The sequence below is a fragment of the Pseudomonas sp. P4795 genome (genome assembly GCF_048822895.1).
Taxonomy (GTDB): domain Bacteria; phylum Pseudomonadota; class Gammaproteobacteria; order Pseudomonadales; family Pseudomonadaceae; genus Aquipseudomonas.
The window spans coordinates 445,264-469,538 of record NZ_JBMFBT010000002.1 but is presented as its reverse complement, the minus strand read 5'-3'; the positions used below and the strand labels follow the sequence as shown (position 1 = coordinate 469,538).

Annotated in this window: 15 protein-coding genes; 14 read left to right on the top strand and 1 reads right to left on the bottom strand. The window is 60.3% G+C overall.

Annotated features, from left to right (window positions below):
• Positions 1-407 precede the first annotated feature (407 nt).
• The 7 genes from acs (at position 408) to argR (ending at position 8,378) form a co-directional block, all read left to right on the top strand.
• On the top strand, positions 408-2,363 hold the full coding sequence (gene acs, locus ACOI8A_RS06650) for an acetate--CoA ligase (RefSeq protein WP_420646403.1): 1,956 nt from the start codon (positions 408-410) through the stop codon (positions 2,361-2,363).
• 769 nt (positions 2,364-3,132) lie between these two features.
• Entirely contained in the window at positions 3,133-3,906 is a 774-nt protein-coding gene (locus tag ACOI8A_RS06645) for an ABC transporter substrate-binding protein (protein WP_420646404.1), read from the top strand.
• A gap of 92 nt (positions 3,907-3,998) precedes the next feature.
• Positions 3,999-4,688: an ABC transporter permease gene (locus tag ACOI8A_RS06640; protein ID WP_045057456.1), complete on the top strand. Its 690-nt coding sequence runs from the start codon at positions 3,999-4,001 to the stop codon at positions 4,686-4,688.
• On the top strand, positions 4,685-5,383 hold the full coding sequence (locus ACOI8A_RS06635; RefSeq protein WP_420646405.1) for an ABC transporter permease: 699 nt from the start codon (positions 4,685-4,687) through the stop codon (positions 5,381-5,383). The genes ACOI8A_RS06640 and ACOI8A_RS06635 overlap by 4 nt, the downstream gene beginning before the upstream one ends.
• Before the next feature lies 1 nt (position 5,384).
• Positions 5,385-6,497 carry a succinylglutamate desuccinylase/aspartoacylase family protein gene (locus ACOI8A_RS06630; RefSeq protein WP_420646406.1) on the top strand — a complete coding sequence of 371 codons (1,113 nt, stop codon included), beginning with the start codon at positions 5,385-5,387 and terminating at the stop codon, positions 6,495-6,497.
• Positions 6,498-6,520: 23 nt separating this feature from the next.
• Positions 6,521-7,285 carry an ABC transporter ATP-binding protein gene (locus tag ACOI8A_RS06625; protein ID WP_420646407.1) on the top strand — a complete coding sequence of 255 codons (765 nt, stop codon included), beginning with the start codon at positions 6,521-6,523 and terminating at the stop codon, positions 7,283-7,285.
• 112 nt (positions 7,286-7,397) lie between these two features.
• On the top strand, positions 7,398-8,378 hold the full coding sequence (gene argR / locus ACOI8A_RS06620) for a transcriptional regulator ArgR (RefSeq protein WP_420646408.1): 981 nt from the start codon (positions 7,398-7,400) through the stop codon (positions 8,376-8,378).
• Here argR and ACOI8A_RS06615 read toward each other — a convergent pair whose 3' ends face one another.
• A complete protein-coding gene (locus tag ACOI8A_RS06615; RefSeq protein WP_420657739.1) occupies positions 8,379-16,124 on the bottom strand; it encodes a dermonecrotic toxin domain-containing protein in 7,746 nt (2,581 codons plus the stop codon).
• A gap of 306 nt (positions 16,125-16,430) precedes the next feature.
• Between ACOI8A_RS06615 and ACOI8A_RS06610 the strand changes: the two genes are divergently transcribed.
• The 7 genes from ACOI8A_RS06610 (at position 16,431) to astE (ending at position 24,266) form a co-directional block, all read left to right on the top strand.
• Positions 16,431-17,651, top strand: coding sequence for an aspartate aminotransferase family protein (locus ACOI8A_RS06610; protein WP_420646410.1), 1,221 nt, complete (start codon positions 16,431-16,433; stop codon positions 17,649-17,651).
• A gap of 166 nt (positions 17,652-17,817) precedes the next feature.
• Positions 17,818-18,837, top strand: a complete 1,020-nt coding sequence (gene aruF, locus ACOI8A_RS06605; protein WP_420646411.1) for an arginine/ornithine succinyltransferase subunit alpha — start codon at positions 17,818-17,820, stop codon at positions 18,835-18,837.
• Positions 18,838-18,889: 52 nt separating this feature from the next.
• Positions 18,890-19,915, top strand: coding sequence for an arginine N-succinyltransferase (gene astA / locus ACOI8A_RS06600; RefSeq protein ID WP_420646412.1), 1,026 nt, complete (start codon positions 18,890-18,892; stop codon positions 19,913-19,915).
• The gene (astD, locus tag ACOI8A_RS06595; RefSeq protein WP_420646681.1) at positions 19,912-21,381 is read left to right on the top strand and encodes a succinylglutamate-semialdehyde dehydrogenase; all 1,470 of its coding nucleotides are present in this window, start codon (positions 19,912-19,914) and stop codon (positions 21,379-21,381) included. Before astA ends, astD begins: the two co-directional genes overlap by 4 nt.
• Positions 21,382-21,545: 164 nt before the next feature.
• A complete protein-coding gene (gene astB, locus ACOI8A_RS06590) occupies positions 21,546-22,892 on the top strand; it encodes an N-succinylarginine dihydrolase (protein ID WP_420646413.1) in 1,347 nt (448 codons plus the stop codon).
• 60 nt (positions 22,893-22,952) lie between these two features.
• Entirely contained in the window at positions 22,953-23,243 is a 291-nt protein-coding gene (locus ACOI8A_RS06585; protein ID WP_420646414.1) for a topoisomerase II, read from the top strand.
• A 12-nt stretch (positions 23,244-23,255) separates the two neighbouring features.
• Positions 23,256-24,266, top strand: coding sequence for a succinylglutamate desuccinylase (astE, locus tag ACOI8A_RS06580; protein ID WP_420646415.1), 1,011 nt, complete (start codon positions 23,256-23,258; stop codon positions 24,264-24,266).
• The last annotated feature ends 9 nt before the right edge of the window (positions 24,267-24,275 follow it).

Genomic DNA, 24,275 nt, shown 5'->3' with positions numbered 1-24,275 from the left:
ACCTTTTTGAGGTCGAAAGGGGTCACGCAACCTTTATGGGGTTGCGTGTGGAACTTCATCGTTTGCGTTTATTACTTGAGAGCTGGATTAACGGCCTTCGTGGGGGTTGTAACGTTGTTAATCACGGTGCCTTGTTGGCGAGGTGGATTTTAGAGAGGCAGGGGAGAGGTAAACAGAGCGGGTTTTGATAAACACCTTTGGCAGATTTGGTAACAATCCCCCGAAAGCAGCATCAACCCCTTGTAGGAGCTGCCGAAGGCTGCGATCTTTTGACGTTGGTCTTTAAAAGCAAGATCAAAAGATCGCAGCCTTCGGCAGCTCCTACAACCATCGTCGAATGGTTCTATGGCCCCGGCCCGGCTACAACAGGGTCATACAAAAACAACTATTACACCGAGGTAGGAAAGATGAGTGCGGCTTCCCTGTATCCCGTTCGTCCTGAGGTTCTGGCCAATACGCTGACCGACGAGGCGACCTACAAGGCCATGTACCAGCAGTCGGTCGTCAACCCTGACGGCTTCTGGCGCGAGCAAGCCAAGCGTCTTGACTGGATCAAACCTTTCACCACGGTGAAGCAGACTTCGTTCGACGATCACCATGTCGACATCAAGTGGTTCGCCGACGGCACCCTGAACGTTTCCTACAACTGCCTCGACCGTCATCTGGCCGAGCGTGGCGATCAAGTCGCGATCATCTGGGAAGGCGACGACCCGGCCGAGAGCCGCAATATCACCTACCGCGAACTGCACGAACAAGTGTGCAAACTGGCCAACGCCTTGCGCGGTCAGGACGTACATCGCGGTGATGTGGTGACCATTTATATGCCGATGATTCCCGAAGCCGTGGTCGCCATGCTGGCCTGCACCCGGATCGGCGCGATTCACTCGGTGGTGTTCGGCGGTTTCTCGCCGGAAGCCCTGGCCGGTCGCATCATCGACTGCAAATCGAAAGTGGTGATTACCGCTGACGAAGGCATTCGCGCGGGCAAGAAGATCCCGCTCAAGGCCAACGTCGACGACGCGCTGACCAACCCGGAAACCAGCAGCATTCAGAAAGTCATCGTGTGCAAACGCACCGGTGGCGACATTAAGTGGAACCAGCATCGCGATATCTGGTACGAAGACCTGATGAAAGTCGCGGGCACCGTGTGCGCGCCGAAAGAGATGGGCGCTGAAGAAGCGCTGTTCATCCTTTATACCTCCGGCTCGACCGGCAAGCCGAAGGGCGTGCAGCACACCACCGGCGGTTATTTGCTGTACGCGGCGATGACCCACGAACGCGTGTTCGATTACCGTCCGGGCGAAGTCTACTGGTGCACCGCCGACGTCGGCTGGGTCACCGGCCACAGCTACATCGTCTACGGCCCGCTGGCCAATGGCGCGACTACGCTGCTGTTCGAAGGCGTGCCGAATTACCCGGACATCACTCGGGTGGCGAAGATCATCGACAAGCACAAGGTCAATATCCTCTACACCGCACCGACCGCGATCCGCGCGATGATGGCTGCCGGCCAAGCCGCTGTTGAAGGCGCCGATGGCAGCAGCCTGCGTCTGCTCGGGTCGGTCGGCGAGCCGATCAACCCGGAAGCTTGGGACTGGTATTACAAGAACGTCGGCAAATCGCGTTGCCCGATCGTTGATACCTGGTGGCAGACCGAGACCGGCGGCAACATGATGAGTCCGTTGCCAGGCGCGCATGCGTTGAAGCCGGGTTCGGCGGCACGTCCGTTCTTCGGCGTGGTACCGGCGCTGGTCGACAACCTCGGCAACATTATCGAGGGCGAGGCCGAGGGCAATCTGGTGATTCTCGATTCGTGGCCGGGCCAGGCGCGCACGCTGTATGGCGATCACGACCGTTTCGTCGACACCTACTTCAAGACCTTCCGTGGCATGTATTTCACCGGTGACGGCGCCCGTCGTGACGCTGATGGTTACTACTGGATCACCGGGCGGGTGGACGACGTGCTCAACGTGTCCGGTCACCGCATGGGTACGGCCGAGATCGAAAGCGCGATGGTGGCGCACCCGAAAGTCGCTGAAGCGGCGGTGGTTGGTGTGCCGCATGACATCAAAGGGCAGGGCATTTATGTGTATGTCACGCTGATTGGTGGCGAAGAGCCGAGCGAGCAACTGCGTCTGGAATTGAAAAACTGGGTGCGTAAAGAGATCGGGCCGATTGCATCGCCGGACGTGATCCAGTGGGCGCCGGGGCTGCCGAAGACTCGTTCAGGCAAGATCATGCGCCGGATTCTGCGCAAGATTGCTACGGCTGAATACGATGGGTTGGGGGATATTTCGACCCTGGCCGATCCGGGTGTGGTGCAGCATTTGATTGATACGCACAAGACCATGAATGTTGCGTAAGCGCAGGGTCTGAACTGCTGAAAGCCCTGTCCGGTGTATGCCGGGCGGGGCTTTTTTGTATCTGGGTTTTTGTGTGGGCTGGTCCGGCCCCATCGCTGGCAAGCCAGCTCCCACAGGATCTATGTGTTCTCGAATATCTCCGGCATTCCCCAAATTTTGTGAGTTGTCGAATTATCCGGCACACCACAAAACCCTGTGGGAGCTAGCCTGCTAGCGATAGCAATCTGTCAGGCACCGCAGCCGCCGACTGTCAGAACCGATAACCCCCCAGCCAATAATTATCGGTTTCCCCTGTAAGCCATTTCCCGCTGTTACCCGGCATCCTTCAAGTAACCGAATGTGTAACCGCCCGCCCCGCGACGGGGCAATGGGAAACGTATCGCCCCATTCCAGCGCCGCAAAACACCCGCTGAAAAATAAGACATAACCCCGCGCTTGCCGGATTAGAAGGGTTTGCGAATAATAGGCCCGCAATTTGCAGCATAGATCGGTTTAATGTCTTTTGCTCCTGCATGAAATTGCAGGGCTGTCAATGAGCTCAAGCGGGTTTCTTGGTGCATCTGTAATTAGTTGTCGCATTGAAGAAATATCGGCTTCGGGCCTGTCGTTAGAATGCCGATCACTCGCTCATCGTGGCTCGTGTTGAAATCGCTTCAGATTTCAATGGGAAATTTCCCACGGATGCAGCCACCGATTTTCAGTACCACCCATTGCATATTGGGCTGTCGCTCACTCTGCCGTTTTTGCCCTTTACCGATGGAGTTCCAAGATGAAGAAACTTGTGCTGCTTGGCGCCCTGGCACTGTCCGTGCTGTCCCTGCCGACATTCGCCGATGAAAAACCTGTAAAGATCGGTATTGAAGCGGCTTACCCTCCGTTCGCGTCCAAAGCACCGGACGGCAGCATCGTCGGTTTCGACTACGACATCGGCAATGCCATCTGCGAAGAGATGAAAGTGAAGTGCGTGTGGGTCGAGCAAGAGTTCGACGGCCTGATCCCGGCGCTCAAAGTGCGCAAAATCGACGCGATCCTGTCGTCGATGTCGATCACTGAAGACCGCAAGAAGTCCGTGGACTTTACCAACAAGTACTACAACACCCCGGCCCGCCTGGTCATGAAGCAAGGCACTCAGGTCAGCGAAGGTCTGGCTGAACTGAAAGGCAAGAACATCGGCGTGCAACGTGGTTCGATCCACGAGCGTTTCGCCCGCGAAGTCCTGGCCCCACTGGGTGCCGAGATCAAGCCGTACGGTTCGCAGAACGAAATCTACCTCGACGTGGCCGCTGGTCGTCTCGACGGCACCGTGGCTGACGCTACGCTGTTGAATGACGGCTTCCTGAAAACCGATTCCGGCAAAGGCTTCGCCTTCGTTGGTCCGGCGTTCACCGACGTCAAATACTTCGGCGACGGCGTAGGCATCGCGGTACGCAAGGGCGACGCCCTGAAAGAAAAGATCAACACGGCCATCGCGGCTCTGCGCGAAAACGGCAAGTACAAAGCAATCCAGGACAAGTACTTCGACTTCGATATTTACGGCAAGTAAACACGTCGCAGCGACAAGTCAGAAATGGCGCAAGCAACAGGATCTCTGCGGTTTGCGCCATTTTTTCATCCCAACTTTCGAGGACCTGAATCATGTTGAAAGGCTACGGGGCTGTCATCCTCGATGGCGCATGGCTGACGCTTCAGCTCGCCTTGTCGTCCATGGCTCTGGCCATCGTTCTCGGGCTGATCGGTGTCGCATTGCGCCTGTCGCCGGTGCGCTGGCTGGCGTGGCTGGGCGATCTGTATTCCACGGTGATCCGCGGGATTCCCGATCTGGTGCTGATCCTGCTGATCTTCTACGGCGGTCAGGATTTGCTCAACCGTGTGGCGCCGATGCTCGGTTATGACGACTACATCGACCTGAATCCGCTGGCGGCCGGTATCGGCACCCTCGGTTTCATCTTCGGTGCGTACCTGTCCGAGACCTTCCGTGGCGCGTTCATGGCGATTCCCAAAGGTCAGGCCGAAGCCGGCATGGCGTACGGCATGAGCAGTTTTCAGGTGTTTTTCCGGGTGCTGGTGCCGCAGATGATTCGTCTGGCGATTCCGGGCTTCACCAACAACTGGCTGGTACTGACCAAGGCCACCGCGCTGATTTCGGTAGTCGGTCTGCAAGACATGATGTTCAAGGCCAAGCAGGCGGCAGATGCCACTCGCGAGCCTTTCACCTTCTTCCTCGCAGTGGCGGCCATGTACCTGGTGATCACCAGTGTTTCGTTGCTGATTCTGCGTCAACTTGAGAAGCGCTACTCGGTAGGCGTAAGGGCGGCTGATCTATGATCTTCGACTACAACGTCATTTGGGAGGCTCTGCCGCTGTACTTCGGCGGTTTGTTGACCACCCTCAAATTGCTCGCGCTGTCGCTGTTCTTCGGTCTGCTGGCGGCGCTGCCGCTGGGGCTGATGCGCGTGTCGAAAAACGCCGCCGTGAACATGTCGGCGTGGCTGTTCACTTATGTGATTCGTGGCACGCCGATGCTGGTGCAGCTGTTTTTGATCTACTACGGTCTGGCCCAGTTCGAAGCGGTGCGTGAAAGCTTCCTCTGGCCGTGGCTGTCCAGCGCCACGTTCTGTGCGTGCCTGGCGTTCGCGATCAACACCAGCGCCTACACCGCGGAAATCATCGCCGGTAGCCTCAAAGCCACGCCGAACGGCGAGATCGAAGCCGCCAAGGCCATGGGCATGTCGCGCTACAAGATGTATAAGCGCATTCTGCTGCCGTCCGCCCTGCGCCGGGCGCTGCCGCAGTACAGCAACGAAGTGATCATGATGCTGCAGACCACCAGTCTGGCGTCCATCGTGACCCTGATCGACATCACCGGCGCGGCGCGTACGGTCAACGCGCAGTTCTATCTGCCGTTCGAGGCGTACATCACCGCTGGCGTGTTCTATCTGTGCCTGACGTTCATTCTGGTGCGCCTGTTCAAGTTGGCCGAGCGTCGCTGGTTGAGCTACCTGGCCCCGAGGAAGCACTGATATGGAACGCATCGACCACGTTTTGCCGTGGAGTCATCTGGGCAGCGAGCGCAAGATTTCGGTATTCCGCTTCGGCAAGGGCGAGCGCAAGGCCTATATTCAGGCCAGCCTGCACGCTGACGAATTACCCGGCATGCGTACCGCCTGGGAGCTGAAAAAGCGCCTCGGCGAACTCGAAGCCAAAGGCTTGCTCAACGGTGTCATCGAGTTGGTCCCGGTGGCCAACCCGATCGGCCTGAACCAGTTGCTGCAAGGCAATCACCAAGGGCGTTTCGAGGCCGGCAGCAGCAAGAATTTCAACCGTGACTTCGTCGAGCTCAGCGCGCCTGTCGCCGCTGCGCTGGAAGGACGTCTGGGGGATGATCCGCACGCCAACATCCGCCTGATCCGCCAAGCGATGAGCGATCACCTCGCTGCATTGCCGGACGCGAGCAGCCAGTTGCAAGGCATGCAGCGCATCTTGCTCAGCCACGCGGCGACCGCTGATGTGGTGCTCGATCTGCATTGCGACTGCGAAGCCGCGCTGCACATGTACGCGTTGCCGCAGCACTGGCCGCAGTGGCGCTCGCTGGCTGCGCATCTGGATGTGAAAGTGGGTTTGCTCGCTGAAGACTCTGGTGGCAGTTCGTTCGATGAAGCTTGTTCGCTGCCGTGGTTGCGTTTGTCGCGGCTGTTCCCGGACGCGCAGATTCCCTTGGCGTGCCTGGCGACGACGATCGAATTGGGTGGTCAGGCTGACACTCGCCGTGACCAGGCCGAAGCGTGGGCCGAGGGCATTTTGGCGTTCCTCGCCGAGCAGGGCCTGATCACCGGTGAGTGGCCGCAAGCGGCGCACGAACCTTGCGAAGGCATGCCGTTCGAAGGCACCGAGATGTTGTTCCCGCCGCATCCGGGCGTGGTGAGTTTTCTGCGTCAACCGGGCGAGTGGGTTGAGGCCGGTGACGAGATTTTTGAAGTGATCGATCCGCTGTCGGATCGGGTCAGCACGGTGTGTGCTGGTACCTCTGGAGTGCTGTTTGCCATTGAACGGCTGCGCTACGCCCAATCCGGTTTCTGGCTGGCCAAAGTAGCGGGGCGCGATGCGCTGCGCGACGGCCCTTTGCTCAACGACTGACTGCTTTTGTGAGAACCGACCGCATGTACAAACTTGAAGTCCAAGACCTGCATAAACGCTATGGCAGTCACGAAGTGCTCAAGGGCGTTTCCCTGAAAGCGGCCGCCGGCGATGTGATCAGCATCATCGGCTCCAGTGGCTCCGGCAAAAGTACTTTCCTGCGCTGCATCAACCTGCTCGAGCAGCCGCACGCTGGTAGGATTCTGCTCAACAACGAAGAGCTGAAACTGGTGGCGAACAAGGACGGCGCGCTGAAAGCCGCTGATCCGAAACAGCTGCAACGCATGCGTTCGCGCTTGTCGATGGTGTTCCAGCATTTCAACCTGTGGTCGCACATGACCGCGATTGAAAACATCATGGAGGCACCGGTTCACGTGCTCGGCATGTCCAAGTCTGAAGCCCGCGACAAGGCCGAGCACTACCTGAACAAGGTTGGCGTGGCGCATCGTAAAGACGCTTATCCTGGGCACATGTCCGGTGGCGAGCAGCAGCGTGTGGCGATTGCCCGTGCGCTGGCGATGGAACCGGAAGTGATGCTGTTCGACGAACCGACCTCGGCCCTCGACCCGGAACTGGTCGGCGACGTGCTGAAAGTCATGCAGGCGCTGGCGCAAGAAGGCCGCACCATGGTGGTGGTCACCCACGAAATGGGCTTCGCCCGTGAAGTGTCGAACCAGTTGGTGTTCCTGCACAAAGGCGTCGTCGAAGAAAGCGGCGACCCGCGCGAAGTGCTGGTCAATCCGCAATCGGAACGTCTGCAACAATTCCTCTCGGGCAGCCTCAAGTAATCGCTCCCGTTATGCACCAAATTAGGTCATGCTGCGCCTCGCGCCAGATGGTCTAATTTGGTTGCAGCCGCTTTCGGTTTTTCCCTCTGTTTAGGTTTCGGATTGCCCGCCCATGACTGCCCATCGAATTGGTTTCCTGATTTGGCCCAGCACTAAAGCTCTGACTTTGGCGCTGGCGGAGGAGGCCTTGCGCGTTGCTCAGCGGGTGCACCCGGACGTGGTTTACGAACTGTCGTTCCTGCAAGCCGAAGCACCGCCCGAAGGTGCCTGGCAATTGCCCGGCGAACCTTGGGCCGGCAAGCTGGAAAACTTCCAGAAGCTGTTTCTGCTCGCCGATGAGCCGCCGACGTCTCTGGCGCCGCCACTCAGCAGCGCACTCAAGCAACTGGTGCGTGCCGGTTGTGTGATCGGTGGTCTGTCGGCGGGTGTTTATCCGTTGGCGCAACTCGGTTTGCTCGACGGTTACCGCGCTGCCGTGCACTGGCGCTGGCAGGACGATTTCGCCGAACGCTTTCCGAAAGTCATCGCCACCAGCCATTTGTTCGACTGGGATCGCGATCGCCTGACTGCGTGCGGCGGCATGTCGGTACTCGATTTGCTGCTGGCAGTGCTGGCCCGTGACCACGGCGCCGAACTGGCCGGCGCCGTTTCGGAAGAGCTGGTGGTCGAGCGCATCCGCGAGGGCGGCGAGCGTCAGCGCATTCCGTTGCAGAACCGTCTCGGCTCCAGCCATCCGAAGCTCACCCAAGCAGTGTTGCTGATGGAAGCCAACATCGAAGAGCCGCTGACCACCGACGAAATCGCCCAGCATGTGTGCGTATCCCGTCGGCAGTTGGAGCGGATCTTCAAGCAATACCTCAACCGCGTGCCGAGCCAGTACTACCTGGAACTGCGCCTGAACAAGGCCCGGCAGATGTTGATGCAGACCAGCAAGTCGATCATTCAGATCGGCCTGTCGTGTGGTTTCTCCTCGGGGCCGCATTTCTCCAGCGCCTATCGCAACTTCTTCGGTGCCACGCCGCGTGAAGATCGCAACCAGCGGCGCAGCAGCAGCCCGTTCGAACTGTCGTCGGTCCCGCCCGAGCGCGGTTGATCAGTCCTCGATTTGCAGATCCGGCCGCATCTCCGGTGGTCGCTGGGTTGCGGCGATTTCGGCAACGTTCAGATCGTTTCCCGTCTCGTGGTAATACGCACGGATTCGCGCCAGGCCTGCTTCGGAAAGCGGGTTGTTGCGCAAGTCGTAGCTGTCACTGACGGACGCGGGCACGTCCATGAGTTCCTCCGGTACTTCGGTGATCGCGTTGTCGGCCAGGTCAACCTCGTTCCAGTGTTGATTTCGCAGCATGCCTTTGGGGATCTCGGTGATGCCGGTGCCGCTCAAATCGAGGTCGGTCAGGCGTTGCAGGTTACTCAGGTCGGGGATGAGTCGCAAAGGGTTGTCGCTCAGGTTAAGTGCTTCAAGTTTGTCCATGCCGGCCAGTGCAGCCACGGACGTTGGTGTCAGGGTGATCTGGCACTCGGGCAGGCTTAACGCCGTCAAACGTTTTATCGTGAAAATCGCCTCGGGCAGATCGCCCAGATTGAAATCGCGAATAGTCAGGCTGTCGAGGTCGGTGAAGGCTTCGAGAAAACGCCCGATGCGCGTCGAGTCGCCGTTTCCAATCAAGAACAGATCGGGTACGTAGGGAAAGTTGCTGCTGAGCGTAGGCAATTCCCCGATGAAGTTGACCGTGGAGGTGAAGCCGTAGCCGTCGAGCATCGAGTCTTCCAGCGGAATGCGGCGCCAGCAGGTCAGCAGCGCTGCGCTGAATTGCTCGCGCAACTGCTCTTGCTGCAAACGTGCGTCTTCGCCGAGCACCTCTGCCGGAATGTCGCTGGCCCAGCGGGCGAGTGTTGCGGTCAGATGACTCAGCAGACCTTCCTGACGCGCCACCTCGTTGCGGCCATCGGCCAAGGTGCCGGCCAGCCGATAGATCAACGTGCTCGCCTGTTCATTGTCCAGCGTCGGATACAGCGTTTGCACCCGTGCCCGGTCCGCTTCCTCGGCCAGCACGCCGAGGTCTGTGCCGGTCTTGCGGTAGTAGTTCTTGACCCGCTCGCGGGTGGCGGCGCTCAGCGGATTATTGCCGAAGTCGTAACCGTTGCCGGCCTCCGCCGACAAGTTGAACAGCTCCTCGGGAATTTCGGTGATGCGGTTATTGCTGAGGACGACGATGTCCAGTTGTGGATGGTTGATCAGCCCGACTGGAACCTCGGCAATCGCGGTGCCGCCCAGATCGATGAAATCCAGCGCGGTGAGCGGGCGCAGATCGGGTGCCATGCCCAGCGGGTTGTTGTACAGATCAAGTTTGTTCAGCCGCGTCAGCAAGGAGAGCGTCGCGCTGCCCTCGGCGTCGAGCACCATGGCGCAGTTGCTCAAGACCAGTACCCGAAGATCCGTCATGCGCCTGAATGACAGCGGCATTTGTTGCAGGCCCAGATCGCGCAGTTCGAGTGTCTTCAGGCCGCTGAAGCAGTTGAAGAAACCGTCACCGGCGCGCAGTTGGGCGTTGCCGGTGATCGACAGCGTGGTGACGTGGCTGAAGTCTGTGCTCAACGTGGGAAGTTCGCCGATGAATGCCAGATCAAGGCTCAGCGAGTTTGACCTGAACTCGGGGCGGTCAGCTATTCTCGCGCACCACAGTACCTCGAGGTTTTCGCGAAACTGCTGGCGTGCAGCGAGCTCGACGATTTTTTCTTCGGCGCTGAGCAGGATGCTGCCGGAGGGGTGTTGTGCGGGGATATCACTGACCCACTGCGCGAGGTCTGCAGTCAGTTGCCGCCACTCTGCTTCCCACTCGGTAATTCGCAACCGGCCTGTGTCAAGGGTGCCCGGCAACAGGTACAGAACCCGGTTGGCGTCTGCTGCATCGAGTGCAGGAAACAGCGCGCGAACCCGGCTGATATCTGCCAATGGCATGGCGATCCCGAAATTGTTGCGAGTGCGTGGGTAGTCGCTCTTGATCCGTTCGCGGGTTTGCGCAGTCAGCGGGTTGTCAGTCAGGCTGAATTGTTTAAGGGACGTGGCAGGCAACTCGAACAGGCTGTCGGGCAGTTCGCTGATGCTGTTGTGATCGAAGCTGGCAAACGTCAGGTTCGGCAGGTCGATCAGGCCATCAGGCAAGCGGGGAAGGCTACTGTCGATCATGCGCACATGGGTCAGTGCCGCCAACGTCTGCAAGTCCGGTGCGGCGCCCAGCGGGTTATGACTGAGGTTGAGGAACTTGAGCCGCGTCAGCGCAGACAGCCGGGTCTGGGTCAGCGCGGTCAGCTTTACCTCACAATATTCCAGCACCAGGCGTTCCAGTGCCGGCATGCGCTCGCACGCCGCTGGCAGCTCGCCGAGATTGAACTCATGCAGTTCCAGATGACGCACCCCGCTAAAAGCTGCAAGGAAGGCGTCGATGCCGGTCAGCGTCAGGTTGCCATCCAGGGTCACGCCGGCGAGATGGCTGAAGTCTGCCGACAGCACGGGCAACTCGCCCAGGAAGGACACCTCCGTGATCAGTACGTCGCCTCTGTGCGTGGGTTTTTCCGGATACCTGAAGCGCCATAGCTGTTCAATGCGCTCGGCGAACGTTTGCCGGTTCGCCTGCATCAGCATCTGCTGGCGTGGACTCAGCGCCACGCCTGTGGTCGGGTGAACCGCCGGGCCTGCCGTGACCCATTGCGCAAGATCGGTAGTCAGTTGCTGCAACTCCGCCTGCCAGTGTCGGAGTTGCCGGCGGCCATGCTCCAGCGTGCCGGGCAAACTGTAGAACACATCGCTGGCATCCTGGGCGTCGAGGCTTGGAAACAACTGTTGGGTGGCTTCGATATCGGCCGGATCGGCAAGCACTGCGAAGTCTTGACCGGTCTCACGGTTGTAAGTCTTGATGCGTTCGCGGGTGGCGGCGCTCAGTGGATTGCTCGACAGGTCGTAGCCATCGCCGGCCAGCGCCGACAGTTGGTAAAAGCCCTCGGGTAGCTCGGTGATCAGGTTGTCGCTGAGGATCGCAGTCGCCAGTTTCGGGTGATCGATCAGGCCGGGCGGCGTTTCAGTGATGCCTGTGCGCGAAAGATCAATATAGGTCAGCTCGCTCAGCGTCAGCAGGTCAGGCACCAGACCCAGCGGGTTACCGGGCAGTTCCAGTGATTCGAGTTTTGCCATTGCGGCCAGCGCCGCCAGCGATTCGGCGGTGAAAATAACGCCGCAGTTGTCCAGCACCAGTGATTCGAGCATCGGCAGGCCGGCGAATGTCTGGGCGAGTTGATCGAGTTCGAAATTACGCAGGAACAGGCGTTTGATCCGTCCAAAGCTTTTGAGAAAGGGCGCGGTGCCGCGGATGCCTTTGTTGCCGGTGAGGGTCAGCGCGCTGATGTGGCTGAAATCCGCGCTCAGCACCGGCAGCTCCCCGATGAACGACATCTCGGCGGTGAGGATGTCCGCTCGCGGTTGCGGATGGACAGTTGAGCGATGGCGCCAAAGCCACTGCAGATTGCCGGCGAAGGTCTCGCGCGCGGCTTGTTCGGTAAAGCGCTCGTCGGCTTCGAGGAGTATTCCGCTCACGGGGTCGCGGTCGGGAATGTCCTTGCACCAGCGCGCCAGGTCGGCAGTCATTGTGGCGATTTCGCTTTCCCACGCCGTGAGCTGCAAGCGGCCCTGGATCAGTGAACCGGGCAAACGGTAGATCAGCCCGCTGGCCTGGCCGTCATCAATGTTGGGGAACAGCGCTCGGGTGCGCAGAATATCGGCTTGCTCGGCGCGTACTCCCAGATTGCCGCCAGTGCGGGTGAAATAAGTCTTTACCTGTTCGCGCGTGGCAGCGGACAGCGGATTGCCGGAGAAGTCGTAGCCCGCGCCAGTAGTGGGGGAGAGGTCAAACAGCCCATCGGGCAAGGTGCGGATCTGGTTATCGGCCAGCCAGGCGCTGCGGATTTGCGGGTGATCGGTGAGCCCGGCAGGGACTTCGCCAATCCCGGTGCGGGACAGATTGAGGTAGGTCAGCGAAGGCAGGAAATTGAGATTGAAGCTGGTGCCCAGCGGATTGTCCTTCAGATCGAGTTCGACCAGCTCGTTGAGCGAAGTCAGCAGGCTCTGGTTTTCCGGTGTGAGCACCACCGCGCATTTGCGCAACCGCAACTGGCGCAGGGTGGACATTGTCCCAAGCGAACGCGGTAATGCATGCAGGTCGAAGTTTTGCAGATCCAGACGCGCCAGGCGCGGGAGCCTCTGAATGAACGGTTCGATGCCGCCGGAAATTCCGCTGCCGCTCAGTTCCAGGCTGATGACATGGCTGAAGTCTGCCGTCAGCACGGGCAGGTCGCCCATGACCGGCTCGATGAAGCGCATGCGGTAGCCGAAGCGTTCCGCGCTTTCCCGGCGCCAGCAACTGAGCAGCGCGCGGGCGAACAGGTCGCGATCGCGCCCGGCCGCCACCCGACGTGCGGGGGACAGTGCCAGGCCGGTGGCGGGGTCGACCCGTACCTCTCTGATTCGCCATTGATCGAGGTCGGTTTCCAGTTGCGCGTATTCAAGACGCAGGCGCGCCAATGCGGCGATTGGATTGCCGGGCAGGCTTTGCAGGTGTTGCACCATGGCTTGTACGCCGTCCGGCGCGATGCCGGGGAATACGCCCCGAACGCGGGTCTCCAGCGGTTGTGGCAACTGCGGCCCGGCGGTGTGGCGCGCATAACCTTCGGCACCCAGCAGGCGCAGGGTGTCGATGACCGGCGCTGGCGCAGGTGCGATGTTCAGTGTCAGTCGCAGGTTGTCGCGGGGCAGGGGATTGTCGCGAATCAGTTGCTGGAGTTTTTGCCCTTCGCCGATCTGCAGGTTCAAGGCTTGGCGCTGTGCATCGGGCAAGGCTTGCAACACGCTGGTGTAGAAATCGCTCGGAGCGTGCAGTTGCCGTCCCGCTTGATCGAACGCTTGCCAAAGGTGATCGGCTTGGCGCACCAGCACTTTTTCGATTGGCGTGCCTCGCACGCCAGTGGTGTCGAGCAGGGTGCCGCTGAACGTTTGATCTCTGACCACCAGGCACACGTCTGTCGACCAGCCGGGCAACAGCGGCAGGCTGTGCAGCGCCAGGGTATCGGAATCCGCGTTGTGCAGCGAATCCAGTTCCAGACCTTCATAGGCGCGGGTGATGCGCAATTCGTGCTCGGCCATCTGCGACAGCTGCTGTTGACGCTCGGGCCATTGTCCTTCGCCGATTTGCAACAGCTCCGCGCCGGTGGCGGTCTGCAGCAACTCTTCGGTGATACGCGCGGGGAGTTGCGGTACATGCTCTGCGAGTTTTGTCTGCAGGGGTGAATTGTGCTGCTGCAGTGTCTGATAGCGCTGCTCGAACAGGGCCGGGCGGCGCTGTGTGGCGAGCTGCGCAAGTCTGGCTCGAAGCTGACGCGTGCGCGCATCGATGACCAGCATCGTGCCGAACTCCTCCTCGAGCATGCTGTTGATTTCATCTTCGCTGAGGGACTGCAGCAGGGTGTTCAGCAGGTCGCCACGGGTGAGCCGGTCCTCGCGCAGTTCGGTCAGGGGCAGTTGTGCATTGCTGGAAGATTGCCACAGGGTTTCTCCCTGGGCGCTGCTCAGGCGCAACCTTTTAGTGTTCGGCCACAGACCCTGTTCGTTGAGCAATTGCAGCTGGATCAGCGGATCGGCTCGCAGGTAAATCGCCGGATCGTCACTGCCGATCTGCTGGATGAAGTTGTGCAGGTCCTGATCGATCCCGAAGCGCTGGATGCTGTCGGCCAGCAGCGGCGGCACGCGCTCCTGATTGACGTGCATTTTGCGCAGCCCGTCTTCGGTAAAGCCGCTGACCCGCAGAATGCGCTCGCGCCGCGTCGGGGTGAACGCGTCCATGCGGTGGCCGATGCGCCCCAGTGCGGTGGCGGCGTCCCATTCCAGCGGCTGCTCGAGTTCGGTATGAAATGCCCCCTCACCGTTATGCCGCACGAGGGGCTGATAGGCCTCTGTGCGCGTCGGGTGTTCGATGCGCAGTTTGCCGGGCAACTCATGTTCGTTGACGGCGTAATGCGTCTGGTCGATGGGCATCAGACGTTTGCCCTGATGCGCGTGCAGACCCAGCGCGTCAGGTCTGGAGTCCGCCGCTGGCACACTTGGGCGGGCGTAGGATTTCAGATCGGGTTTCCAGTACAGCGTCTTGCCGTTGCGTAACTGCACCGGCCTGAATCGATCGATAAACGCCACCACTTCTGCAGGCAAAACCCTTGGCAGCTCGGCCATGGCGATCCCCGCGCCGATCCCGAAAGCGCCGAGCTGGATCAGCGATTCCACTGCGGCGAAGAAGTGTTCGGTGGCTTGAGTGGTCTGGTCTTCAGCCCAATCGATCACGGCCTCGAAGACTTCGTCCAGAAGCTGATAAGCGATGTACGCCATCATCATTTCGCCGAGAAACGGCACGAAAGGCAGGACGACGAACGAGGCAATTTCAATCACCTCGGCAGCGACTTCGACAAATGAGTCCCAGCGCGCCCAGCGGGCATTGCGGTCGACCATGGCGGTGGGAATCGCGATCACCGCGGCATCGTTGAGGATCTTGTTCAACTTGCGTTGGTAGAGGTGCTCCCACAATTCGCCGCCGATGGGCGTCACGGTGAATTGCAGGTTGGGTTTCTCGACGGGCGCCTCGCGCCACGGCGGCAATTGGCTGCCGGCCTGTGGCGGGTGATATTTCACCTGGCTCAGACGCTGGTTGAGCTGGGTAAAGAAATGTCCGCGCTGCTCATGGGCGACGAAACGGTTGAAAAAACGTTGGTAATCCTTTGAGCGCAATTGCCGGATCAGCTCTTGCTCCATTGCGGCGGTGGAATTGTATTCCTTGATCGGGTGTTCGGGGTCTTCCGGGACGTACGCCACGACATTCACGGCTGCGCGAGCCTGTTCCGGATCCGCGGCGAAAATCACGACCCCGGTCAGCGCAACCGCTGCCACGGTGTGATCGTTGGCCAGGACGCTCAAGTCATGACACCGCAGTGGCCGCCCGCTCATTTGCACGTTGGATTTGCCATCGAGGAAGTCTTCGATGGAGCGCCGACTGGCATCGCTGATATCGCCGGTTATCCGCGCCATGCTCAGCGCTGTGCGCAGGGCGGCTTTCTGCGCAGTATCGACCTTGTGGCGCAGCACCGCTGCCGCCACCGGGGTGGACAGTGCGAGGCTCTGTTCCAAATAGGTTTTATAGCGCGCGCCGATATCCAGGTCTCGACACAGGGCGGCAAAAGTCGCAATGCCGGGTGTGGTATTGAGCGGCGTCAATGTCGTGAATTGCCCGGTAGCCGACGGTCGAGTGATGAACGAGGAGCCGCTGGCATAGGCATCGGCTGCGGTTTCTCCGGCCTCGAAGTTATGCAGGGCTGCATCCAGCAACGACACTGTCCAGGTGCGGGTGCCGGTGGTAATGCCTGCCACGGTCACCGGGATGTACAGCTGCAGAAAGGTTTGCTTGACGTCCAGCTCCAGTCCGAAGCGCGTTTTCAACGCCTCGGTCAGCAGTGGTTCGGCAAAGGCACTGGCGTTCCGCACGCGATCGAGCATTTGATCGACGGCGTTTTGCGCGGTCATCTGGCTGGCGATGGCGCTTCTTAGCTCGGCTTGCTGCGTTAGCGGGGCTGACTTGAGTTGATCGCTGAGGGTTGGGCGGTGGTTCTTCAGCGCGGCGCGCCGTGTGGGTGAGGCTTTGCCCAGCCATTCGGGAATGGCGTTGACCAGCGGCTCGTAGTGCGACGCGGGGTTGAGCGCATTCGCACCGGGGGTGGAGGTGATGGCGGGCGATTGCGCGGTCGGTGAAGGCATCGTTTGCGTCCTTGAACGTCGATAAAGACCTCAAGCAGACCAAAATGCAGCTCTCGCCAGGTGGTACATATGTATGACCGACAAACGCTTTGCAGTTGATAGCCTCATAGAGCTGCTGCATTTGTCGGCGGCAGTTTAAACTGCGCCTTTGCGACGCTATATGTCGCATTGCCGTAAACCCGGGAAAATCCGGGGTTTGCGCTATAAGAAGTTGTCGCCTGGCGGCAAGGCCAAGCTGAAAACTGTCCTTACAATCCTCACCAAGCTCGCCAGTTCCAGGCGAGCGTTCCTCTTCAGGAGACTCCGATGTCCGTTGAGCACGCTGCGGTACAACGCGCCGATTTCGACCAGGTTATGGTTCCCAACTACGCGCCTGCCGCTTTCATTCCTGTGCGTGGTGCCGGTTCCCGCGTCTGGGACCAGTCCGGCCGCGAGCTGATCGACTTCGCCGGCGGCATTGCGGTCAACGTATTGGGCCACGCACATCCTGCGCTGGTAGGTGCATTGACCGAGCAAGCGAACAAGCTGTGGCACGTGTCCAACGTGTTCACCAACGAACCGGCTCTGCGCCTGGCGCACAAGCTGATCGACGCCACGTTCGCCGAGCGCGTGTTCTTCTGCAACTCCGGCGCCGAAGCCAACGAGGCCGCGTTCAAGCTGGCCCGTCGCGTTGCGTTCGACCGGTTCGGCACCGAGAAGTACGAAATCATCGCCGCACTCAACAGCTTCCACGGCCGGACCCTGTTCACCGTCAACGTCGGTGGCCAGTCGAAGTATTCCGACGGTTTCGGCCCGAAAATCACTGGTATCACCCATGTGCCGTTCAACGATCTGGAAGCGCTGAAAGCGGCGATTTCCGACAAGACCTGCGCCGTGGTACTGGAGCCGATTCAGGGTGAGGGCGGCGTACTGCCGGCCGAACTGGCTTACCTGCAAGGCGCCCGTGACCTGTGCGACGCGAACAACGCGCTGCTGGTGTTCGACGAAGTGCAAACCGGCATGGGCCGCAGCGGCAAGCTGTTCGCCTACCAGCATTACGGCGTGACCCCGGACATCCTGACCAGCGCCAAGAGCCTGGGCGGCGGTTTCCCGATCGCGGCAATGCTCACCACCGAAGCGCTGGCCAAGCACCTGGTCGTCGGCACCCACGGCACCACTTACGGCGGCAATCCGCTGGCATGCGCGGTCGCCGAAGCGGTGATCGACGTGATCAACACCCCTGAGGTGTTGAACGGCGTTAACAGCAAGCACGATAAATTCAAGACTCGTCTTGAGCAGATCGGCGAGAAATACGGCCTGTTCACTCAGGTGCGTGGTCTCGGTCTGTTGATCGGTTGCGTGCTCAGCGATGCCTGGAAAGGCAAGGCCAAAGACATCTTCAACGCCGCTGAAAAAGAAGGCCTGATGATTCTGCAAGCCGGCCCGGACGTGATCCGTTTCGCCCCGAGCCTGGTAGTTGAAGACGCCGATATCGATGCCGGTCTCGACCGCTTCGAACGTGCCGCAGCAAAACTGACGCAAGCCTGATAGACCCTTCGGCGCCTGACACTTCAGGCGCCGATCAAAATTTTTGTTTCGTGCCGAATCGATGTGGAATGAGCCCCCTCACCACAAAAGCTTGTTCCCCTGCTTCCTGAGGGACGGCCCGGGATTTTCATCTTCTGTGAATTTATAAGAGAAAAGGAGTGACACCATGCTGGTGATGCGCCCTGCGCAAATGGCTGATCTGGGCGAGGTACAGCGTCTGGCTGCGGACAGCCCGATTGGTGTCACTTCCTTGCCGGATGACGTGGAACGGTTGAGCGACAAGATCGCCGCGAGCGAAGCGTCGTTTTCCGCCGAAGTCAGCTTCAACGGTGAAGAGAGCTATTTCTTCGTACTTGAAGACAGCAGCACCGGGAAACTGGTCGGCTGCTCGGCCATCGTTGCCTCGGCCGGTTACTCCGAGCCGTTCTACAGCTTTCGCAACGAGACCTTCGTGCACGCCTCCCGCGAGCTGAAGATCCACAACAAGATCCACGTGCTTTCGCAGTGCCACGACTTGACCGGCAACAGCTTGCTGACCAGTTTCTACGTGCAGCGCGAGCTGGTTGGATCGCCGTGGTCGGAACTCAATTCCCGTGGTCGCTTGCTGTTCGTCGCCAGCCATCCGGAGCGGTTCGCTGATTCGGTAGTCACCGAGATCGTCGGTTACAGCGATGAAAACGGCGACTCGCCGTTCTGGGATGCCATTGGTCGCAACTTCTTCGACCTCAACTACGCCGCTGCCGAACGCCTGTGTGGCCTGAAAAGCCGCACGTTCCTCGCCGAGCTGATGCCGCATTACCCGATCTACGTGCCGCTGCTGCCGGATTCCGCTCAAGAAGCGATGGGCCAGGTGCACCCGCGTGCGCAGATCACCTTCGACATCCTGATGCGCGAAGGCTTCGAGACCGATCACTACATCGACATTTTCGACGGCGGCCCGACTCTGCATGCGCGCGTTTCGGGGATCCGTTCGATCGCCCAGAGCCGCGTGGTGCCGGTGAAGATCGGCGAGCCGGTCAAAGGTGCCGGGCGCCAGTATCTGGTGGCCAACGCCCAGTTGCAGGATTACCGCGCCGTGTTGCTGGAGCTGGATTACGCGCCGGGCAAACCGGTGACTCTGGATCTGGAAGCGGCCGAAGCCCTGGGCGTTGGCGAAGGTGCCAGCGTGCGCCTGGTGGCGGTTTAACGCCTTAGCGAGTTTCACGGGTGGCCACAGGCGGCCCGTTTGAGGAGATAGCATGATTGTTCGTCCCGTACGCAGCAGCGATTTATCCGCTCTGATCGACCTGGCCCGCAGCACCGGCACCGGCCTGACCACTTTGCCGGCCAACGAAGAGCGTCTGGCCCATCGGGTCGGCTGGGCCGAGAAGACCTTTCGCGGCGAAGCCGGCCGTGGCGACGCGGATTACCTGTTCGTGCTCGAAGATGACGACGGCCGCGTGGTGGGGATTTCCGCCATTGCCGGCGCTGTCGGTCTGCGCGAGCCTTGGTACAACTTCCGTGTCGGCCTGACCGTCAGCGCCTCGCAAGAGCTGAACATCTACCGCGAGATTCCGACGCTATTCCTCGCCAACGACCTGACCGGCAATTCGGAACTGTGCTCGCTGTTCCTGCACGCCGATTACCGCACCGGCCTCAACGGCCGCATGCTGGCCAAGGCGCGGATGTTGTTCATCGCAGAATTCCCGCAACTGTTCGGCAACAAGATCATCGCCGAAATGCGCGGTGTGTCGGATGACGCCGGGCGTTCGCCGTTCTGGGAAAGCCTCGGTCGACACTTCTTCAAAATGGAATTCAGCCAGGCCGATTACCTGACCGGCGTGGGCAACAAGGCGTTCATCGCCGAACTGATGCCGAAATTCCCGCTGTACACCTGCTTCCTGTCGCCGGACGCGCGCAACGTCATCGGCCAGGTGCACCCGGACACCGAGCCGGCGCTGGCGATGCTCAAGAGCGAAGGTTTCAGCTATCAGGGCTACGTCGATATTTTCGACGCCGGCCCGTCCGTCGAATGCGAAACCGCGAAGATTCGCGCAGTACGTGACAGCGAAGCGCTGGTACTGGCGATTGGTACGCCGGGCGATGACGCCACGCCGTTCATCATCCACAACCGCAAACGCGAAGACTGCCGCATCACCGCCGCGCCGGCACGTCTGGCCGCCGGCACCCTGGTGGTCGATCCGCAGACCGCCAAACGTCTTCAACTCAACGCGGGCGATCAAGTGCGCGCCGTGGCGTTGTCCGCTGCTCGGGAGTCGAAATAATGAATTCGCTATACATCGCAGGTGAATGGCTGGCCGGTCAGGGCGAAGCGTTCCAGTCGCTGAACCCGGTGAGCCAGCAAGTCTTGTGGGCGGGCGAGGGCGCTACCGCCGCTCAGGTTGAATCCGCCGTGCAAGCTGCGCGTCAAGCCTTTCCGGGCTGGGCACGCCGCACGCTGGAGGAACGCATCAGCGTTCTTGAAGCCTTCGCCGCTGCGCTGAAAAACCACAGCGAAGAACTGGCCCGCACCATCGGTGAGGAAACCGGCAAACCGCTGTGGGAAGCCGCGACCGAAGTCACCAGCATGATCAACAAGATCGCGATTTCGGTGCAAAGCTACCGCGAACGTACCGGCGAAAAGAGCGGCCCGCTGGGCGACGCCACTGCCGTGCTGCGCCACAAACCACACGGAGTGGTTGCGGTGTTCGGCCCTTATAACTTCCCTGGCCATTTGCCGAACGGGCACATCGTGCCGGCGCTGCTGGCCGGTAACAGCGTGCTGTTCAAGCCAAGCGAACTGACGCCGAAAGTCGCCGAGCTGACGGTCAAATGCTGGATCGAAGCCGGTCTGCCGGCTGGCGTCCTGAACCTGCTGCAAGGTGCTCGCGAAACAGGTATCGCACTGGCGGCGAACCCTGGGATCGACGGTCTGTTCTTCACCGGTTCCAGCCGCACCGGCAATCATCTGCATCAGCAATTCGCCGGGCGTCCGGACAAGATCCTGGCGCTGGAAATGGGCGGCAACAACCCACTGGTGGTCGATCAGGTGGCTGATCTCGACGCGGCGGTTTACACGATTATTCAGTCGGCATTCATTTCTGCCGGTCAGCGCTGCACTTGCGCCCGGCGTCTGCTGGTACCGCAAGGCGCATGGGGCGACAGCCTGCTCAAGCGTCTGGTTGAAGTCAGCGCGACCATCGAAGTCGGCGCGTTCGATCAGCAACCGGCACCGTTCATGGGCTCGGTGATTTCTTTGAGCGCGGCCAAAGCGCTGATGGATGCTCAGGCGCATCTGCTGGCCAACGGCGCAGTGTCGCTGCTGGCAATGACTCAGCCGCAAGCGCAAGCCGCGCTGCTGACGCCGGGTATTGTTGATGTGACCGCAGTGGCCGAGCGCCCGGACGAAGAGTTGTTCGGCCCGTTGCTGCAAGTGATTCGTTACGCCGATTTCGCTGCGGCGATCAGCGAGGCCAACGATACCGCTTACGGTCTGGCCGCAGGTTTGCTCTCGGATTCGGAAGATCGCTATCAGCAGTTCTGGCTGGAAAGCCGCGCCGGGATCGTCAACTGGAACAAACAACTGACCGGTGCTGCGAGCAGCGCACCGTTCGGCGGTGTCGGCGCTTCGGGCAACCATCGCGCCAGCGCCTACTACGCGGCGGATTACTGCGCGTACCCGGTGGCGTCGCTGGAAACCCCGAGCCTGGTGATGCCTGCCACATTGACGCCTGGCGTGAAGATGGGGTGATGCCCAATCGCTAGCAGGCTAGCTCCCACAGGAATTGCGTCGTGCACAGAATCTGTGAACACCACTAACCCTGTGGGAGCTGGCTTGCCAGCGATAGCCTCACCTCGGTCTTACCTAATTGTTACTCGATGCCTATAACAACAGATTCTCGTGGAGCCTCGCTGATGAAATCCTATGAAGTCAATTTTGACGGTCTAGTGGGGCCGACCCATAATTACGGCGGTCTGTCCTACGGTAACGTTGCGTCCCAGAGCAACAGCCAGCAGTCTTCCAACCCGAAAGAAGCCGCGCTGCAAGGCCTGGCGAAAATGAAAGCGCTGATGGAAATGGGCTTTCAGCAGGGCGTTTTGGCGCCACAGGAACGTCCGGACGTGGCCGCTTTGCGCCGTCTGGGTTTCGGCGGCACTGACGCGCAAGTGATCGAGCGCGCTGCGAAGGAAGCCATGCCGTTGCTGGTCGCCAGTTGCTCGGCGTCAAGCATGTGGGTGGCCAACGCCGCCACCGTCAGCCCGAGCGCCGACACCGCTGACGGTCGCGTGCATTTCACTGCCGCCAACCTCAACTGCAAATATCACCGCAGCATCGAACACCCGACTACCAGCCGCGTGCTGGGCGCGATGTTCGCCAATCAGCAGCACTTCGCCCATCACGCCGCATTGCCGGCAGTGGCGCAGTTTGGTGATGAAGGCGCGGCCAACCACACGCGTTTCTGCCGTGAATACGGTGAGGCCGGCGTCGAGTTTTTCGTCTTTGGTCGCAGTGCGTTCGACATCCGTTACCCGGCGCCGCAGAAATACCCGGCGCGGCAGACCCTCGAAGCGTCGCAAGCTGTCGCTCGTTTGCACGGTCTGAGCGACGACGGCGTGGTCTTCGCCCAGCAGAATCCGGCAGTGATCGATCAGGGCGTGTTCCACAACGACGTGATCGCGGTGGGTAACGGCGAGGTGCTGTTCTATCACGAGGACGCGTTCCTCGACACCGAACAGATGCTTGCCGAGCTACAAGGAAAGCTCGCCAAAGTCGGTGGGAAATTTCAGTCAGTGTGTGTTCCGCGTTCCGCGGTAACCGTGGATGACGCGGTGCGTTCCTACTTGTTCAATAGCCAGCTTCTGTCGCGTCCTGACGGCTCGATGCTGTTGATTGTTCCGGAAGAATGCCGTGGCAACGAACGCGTGTGGAACTACCTGCAAGGTTTGACCAGCTCCGGCGGGCTGATCCGCGAAGTGAAAGTTTTCGATCTCAAGCAAAGCATGCAGAACGGCGGTGGCCCTGCTTGCCTGAGGTTGCGCGTGGCGCTCAACGAAACCGAACTGGCGGCGGTCAATCCAGGCGTTATCATGACGGCGCCGTTGTACGGTTCCTTGACCGAATGGGTCGAGAAGCACTATCGCGACAGCCTGCGCGAAAGCGACCTGGCCGATCCGCAATTGCTGCTTGAATGCCGGACGGCACTGGATGAACTGACGCAAATCCTTAAACTGGGCTCGGTTTATCCATTCCAGATCAATTGATGGCCGGCGCGCCGCCTCGAAATGGCGCGCGGCTGCATCTCCCGAAGAGAGCGTAAAGACATGAGCGATACCCTGCAGCTGATCCTTGAAGACACCGACGGCACGCAACTGGAAACGTCCTGCACCCGCGTCGCGGTACTGTGGCAAGGCAAAGAGCTGTGGATCCAGCAGGACGGCCGTGGCCAGTTGCTGATCGGCGTGGACGTCGAAGAAGGCGACGCCGAATACGCCAACCTGCTGCTGCGCCCATTGGCGACTAATCTGGTAAGTCTGCAACTGGAAATGGAACCGGCCGACGTCGGCGACGACGAAGACCACGTGCACGGCCCGGATTGCAACCACGACCATTAAGGAAAACGCTCTATGCTCGCCCTCGGCAAACTGCTTGAACTGACCCTCGCCGGCCGCGAACCGGCGGAGAAGACTCAACTGACTGTCGAAGGCGTACGGATGCGCTGGTTGAGCGAAGGTGCGCTGGAAGTGCGGCCACCCGAAGCACGCGACAATGGCCTGGACCTGCTGCTGTCGGCCGGCATCCACGGCAACGAAACTGCACCGATCGAGCTGCTGGATCGGTTGCTGCATGACATCGCTCGCGGCGACTTGAAGCCGCGCGCACGTATTCTGTTTCTGTTCGGCAATCCGGAAGCGATTCGCAAAGGCGAGCGCTTCATCGAGCAGGACGTCAATCGGCTGTTCAACGGCCGTCACGAACAAAGCAGCGGCTCCGAAGCCTTGCGCGCTTGTGAGCTGGAACGTCTGGCCGCGAGCTTCTTCAGCCTGCCTGATCGTCAGCGTCTGCATTACGACCTGCACACGGCGATCCGTGGTTCGAAGATCGAGCAGTTCGCTTTGTATCCGTGGAAAGACGGGCGTCAGCATTCACGTCGCGAACTGGCACGCCTGCGTGCGGCGGGCATGGAGGCGGTGCTGTTGCAGAACAAACCGTCAATCGTGTTCAGTTCTTACACCTACGACAAGCTCGATGCCGAGGCTTTCACCCTGGAGCTGGGCAAGGCGCGGCCGTTCGGGCACAACGACGGCGTCAACGTGTCTCTGCTGGAAACCCGCCTGCAACAGATCATCGAAGGCAATGAGCCAGAGCTGGCCGAAGAAGGGCTGGACGGTTTGCAGCTGTTCAGCGTGGCGCGCGAGATCATCAAGCACAGCGACAGCTTCCGCCTGAACCTGCCGGCGGACGTCGAGAACTTTTCTGAACTGGAAGTGGGTTACGTTCTGGCCGAAGACATCGCCCAGACCCGCTGGGTCATCGAAGAACCGGGTGCGCGGATCATCTTCCCCAATCCCAAGGTCAAGAACGGCTTGCGCGCAGGCATCCTGATCGTGCCGAGCACCGACGAAAACCTCGCCTGACACAAAACC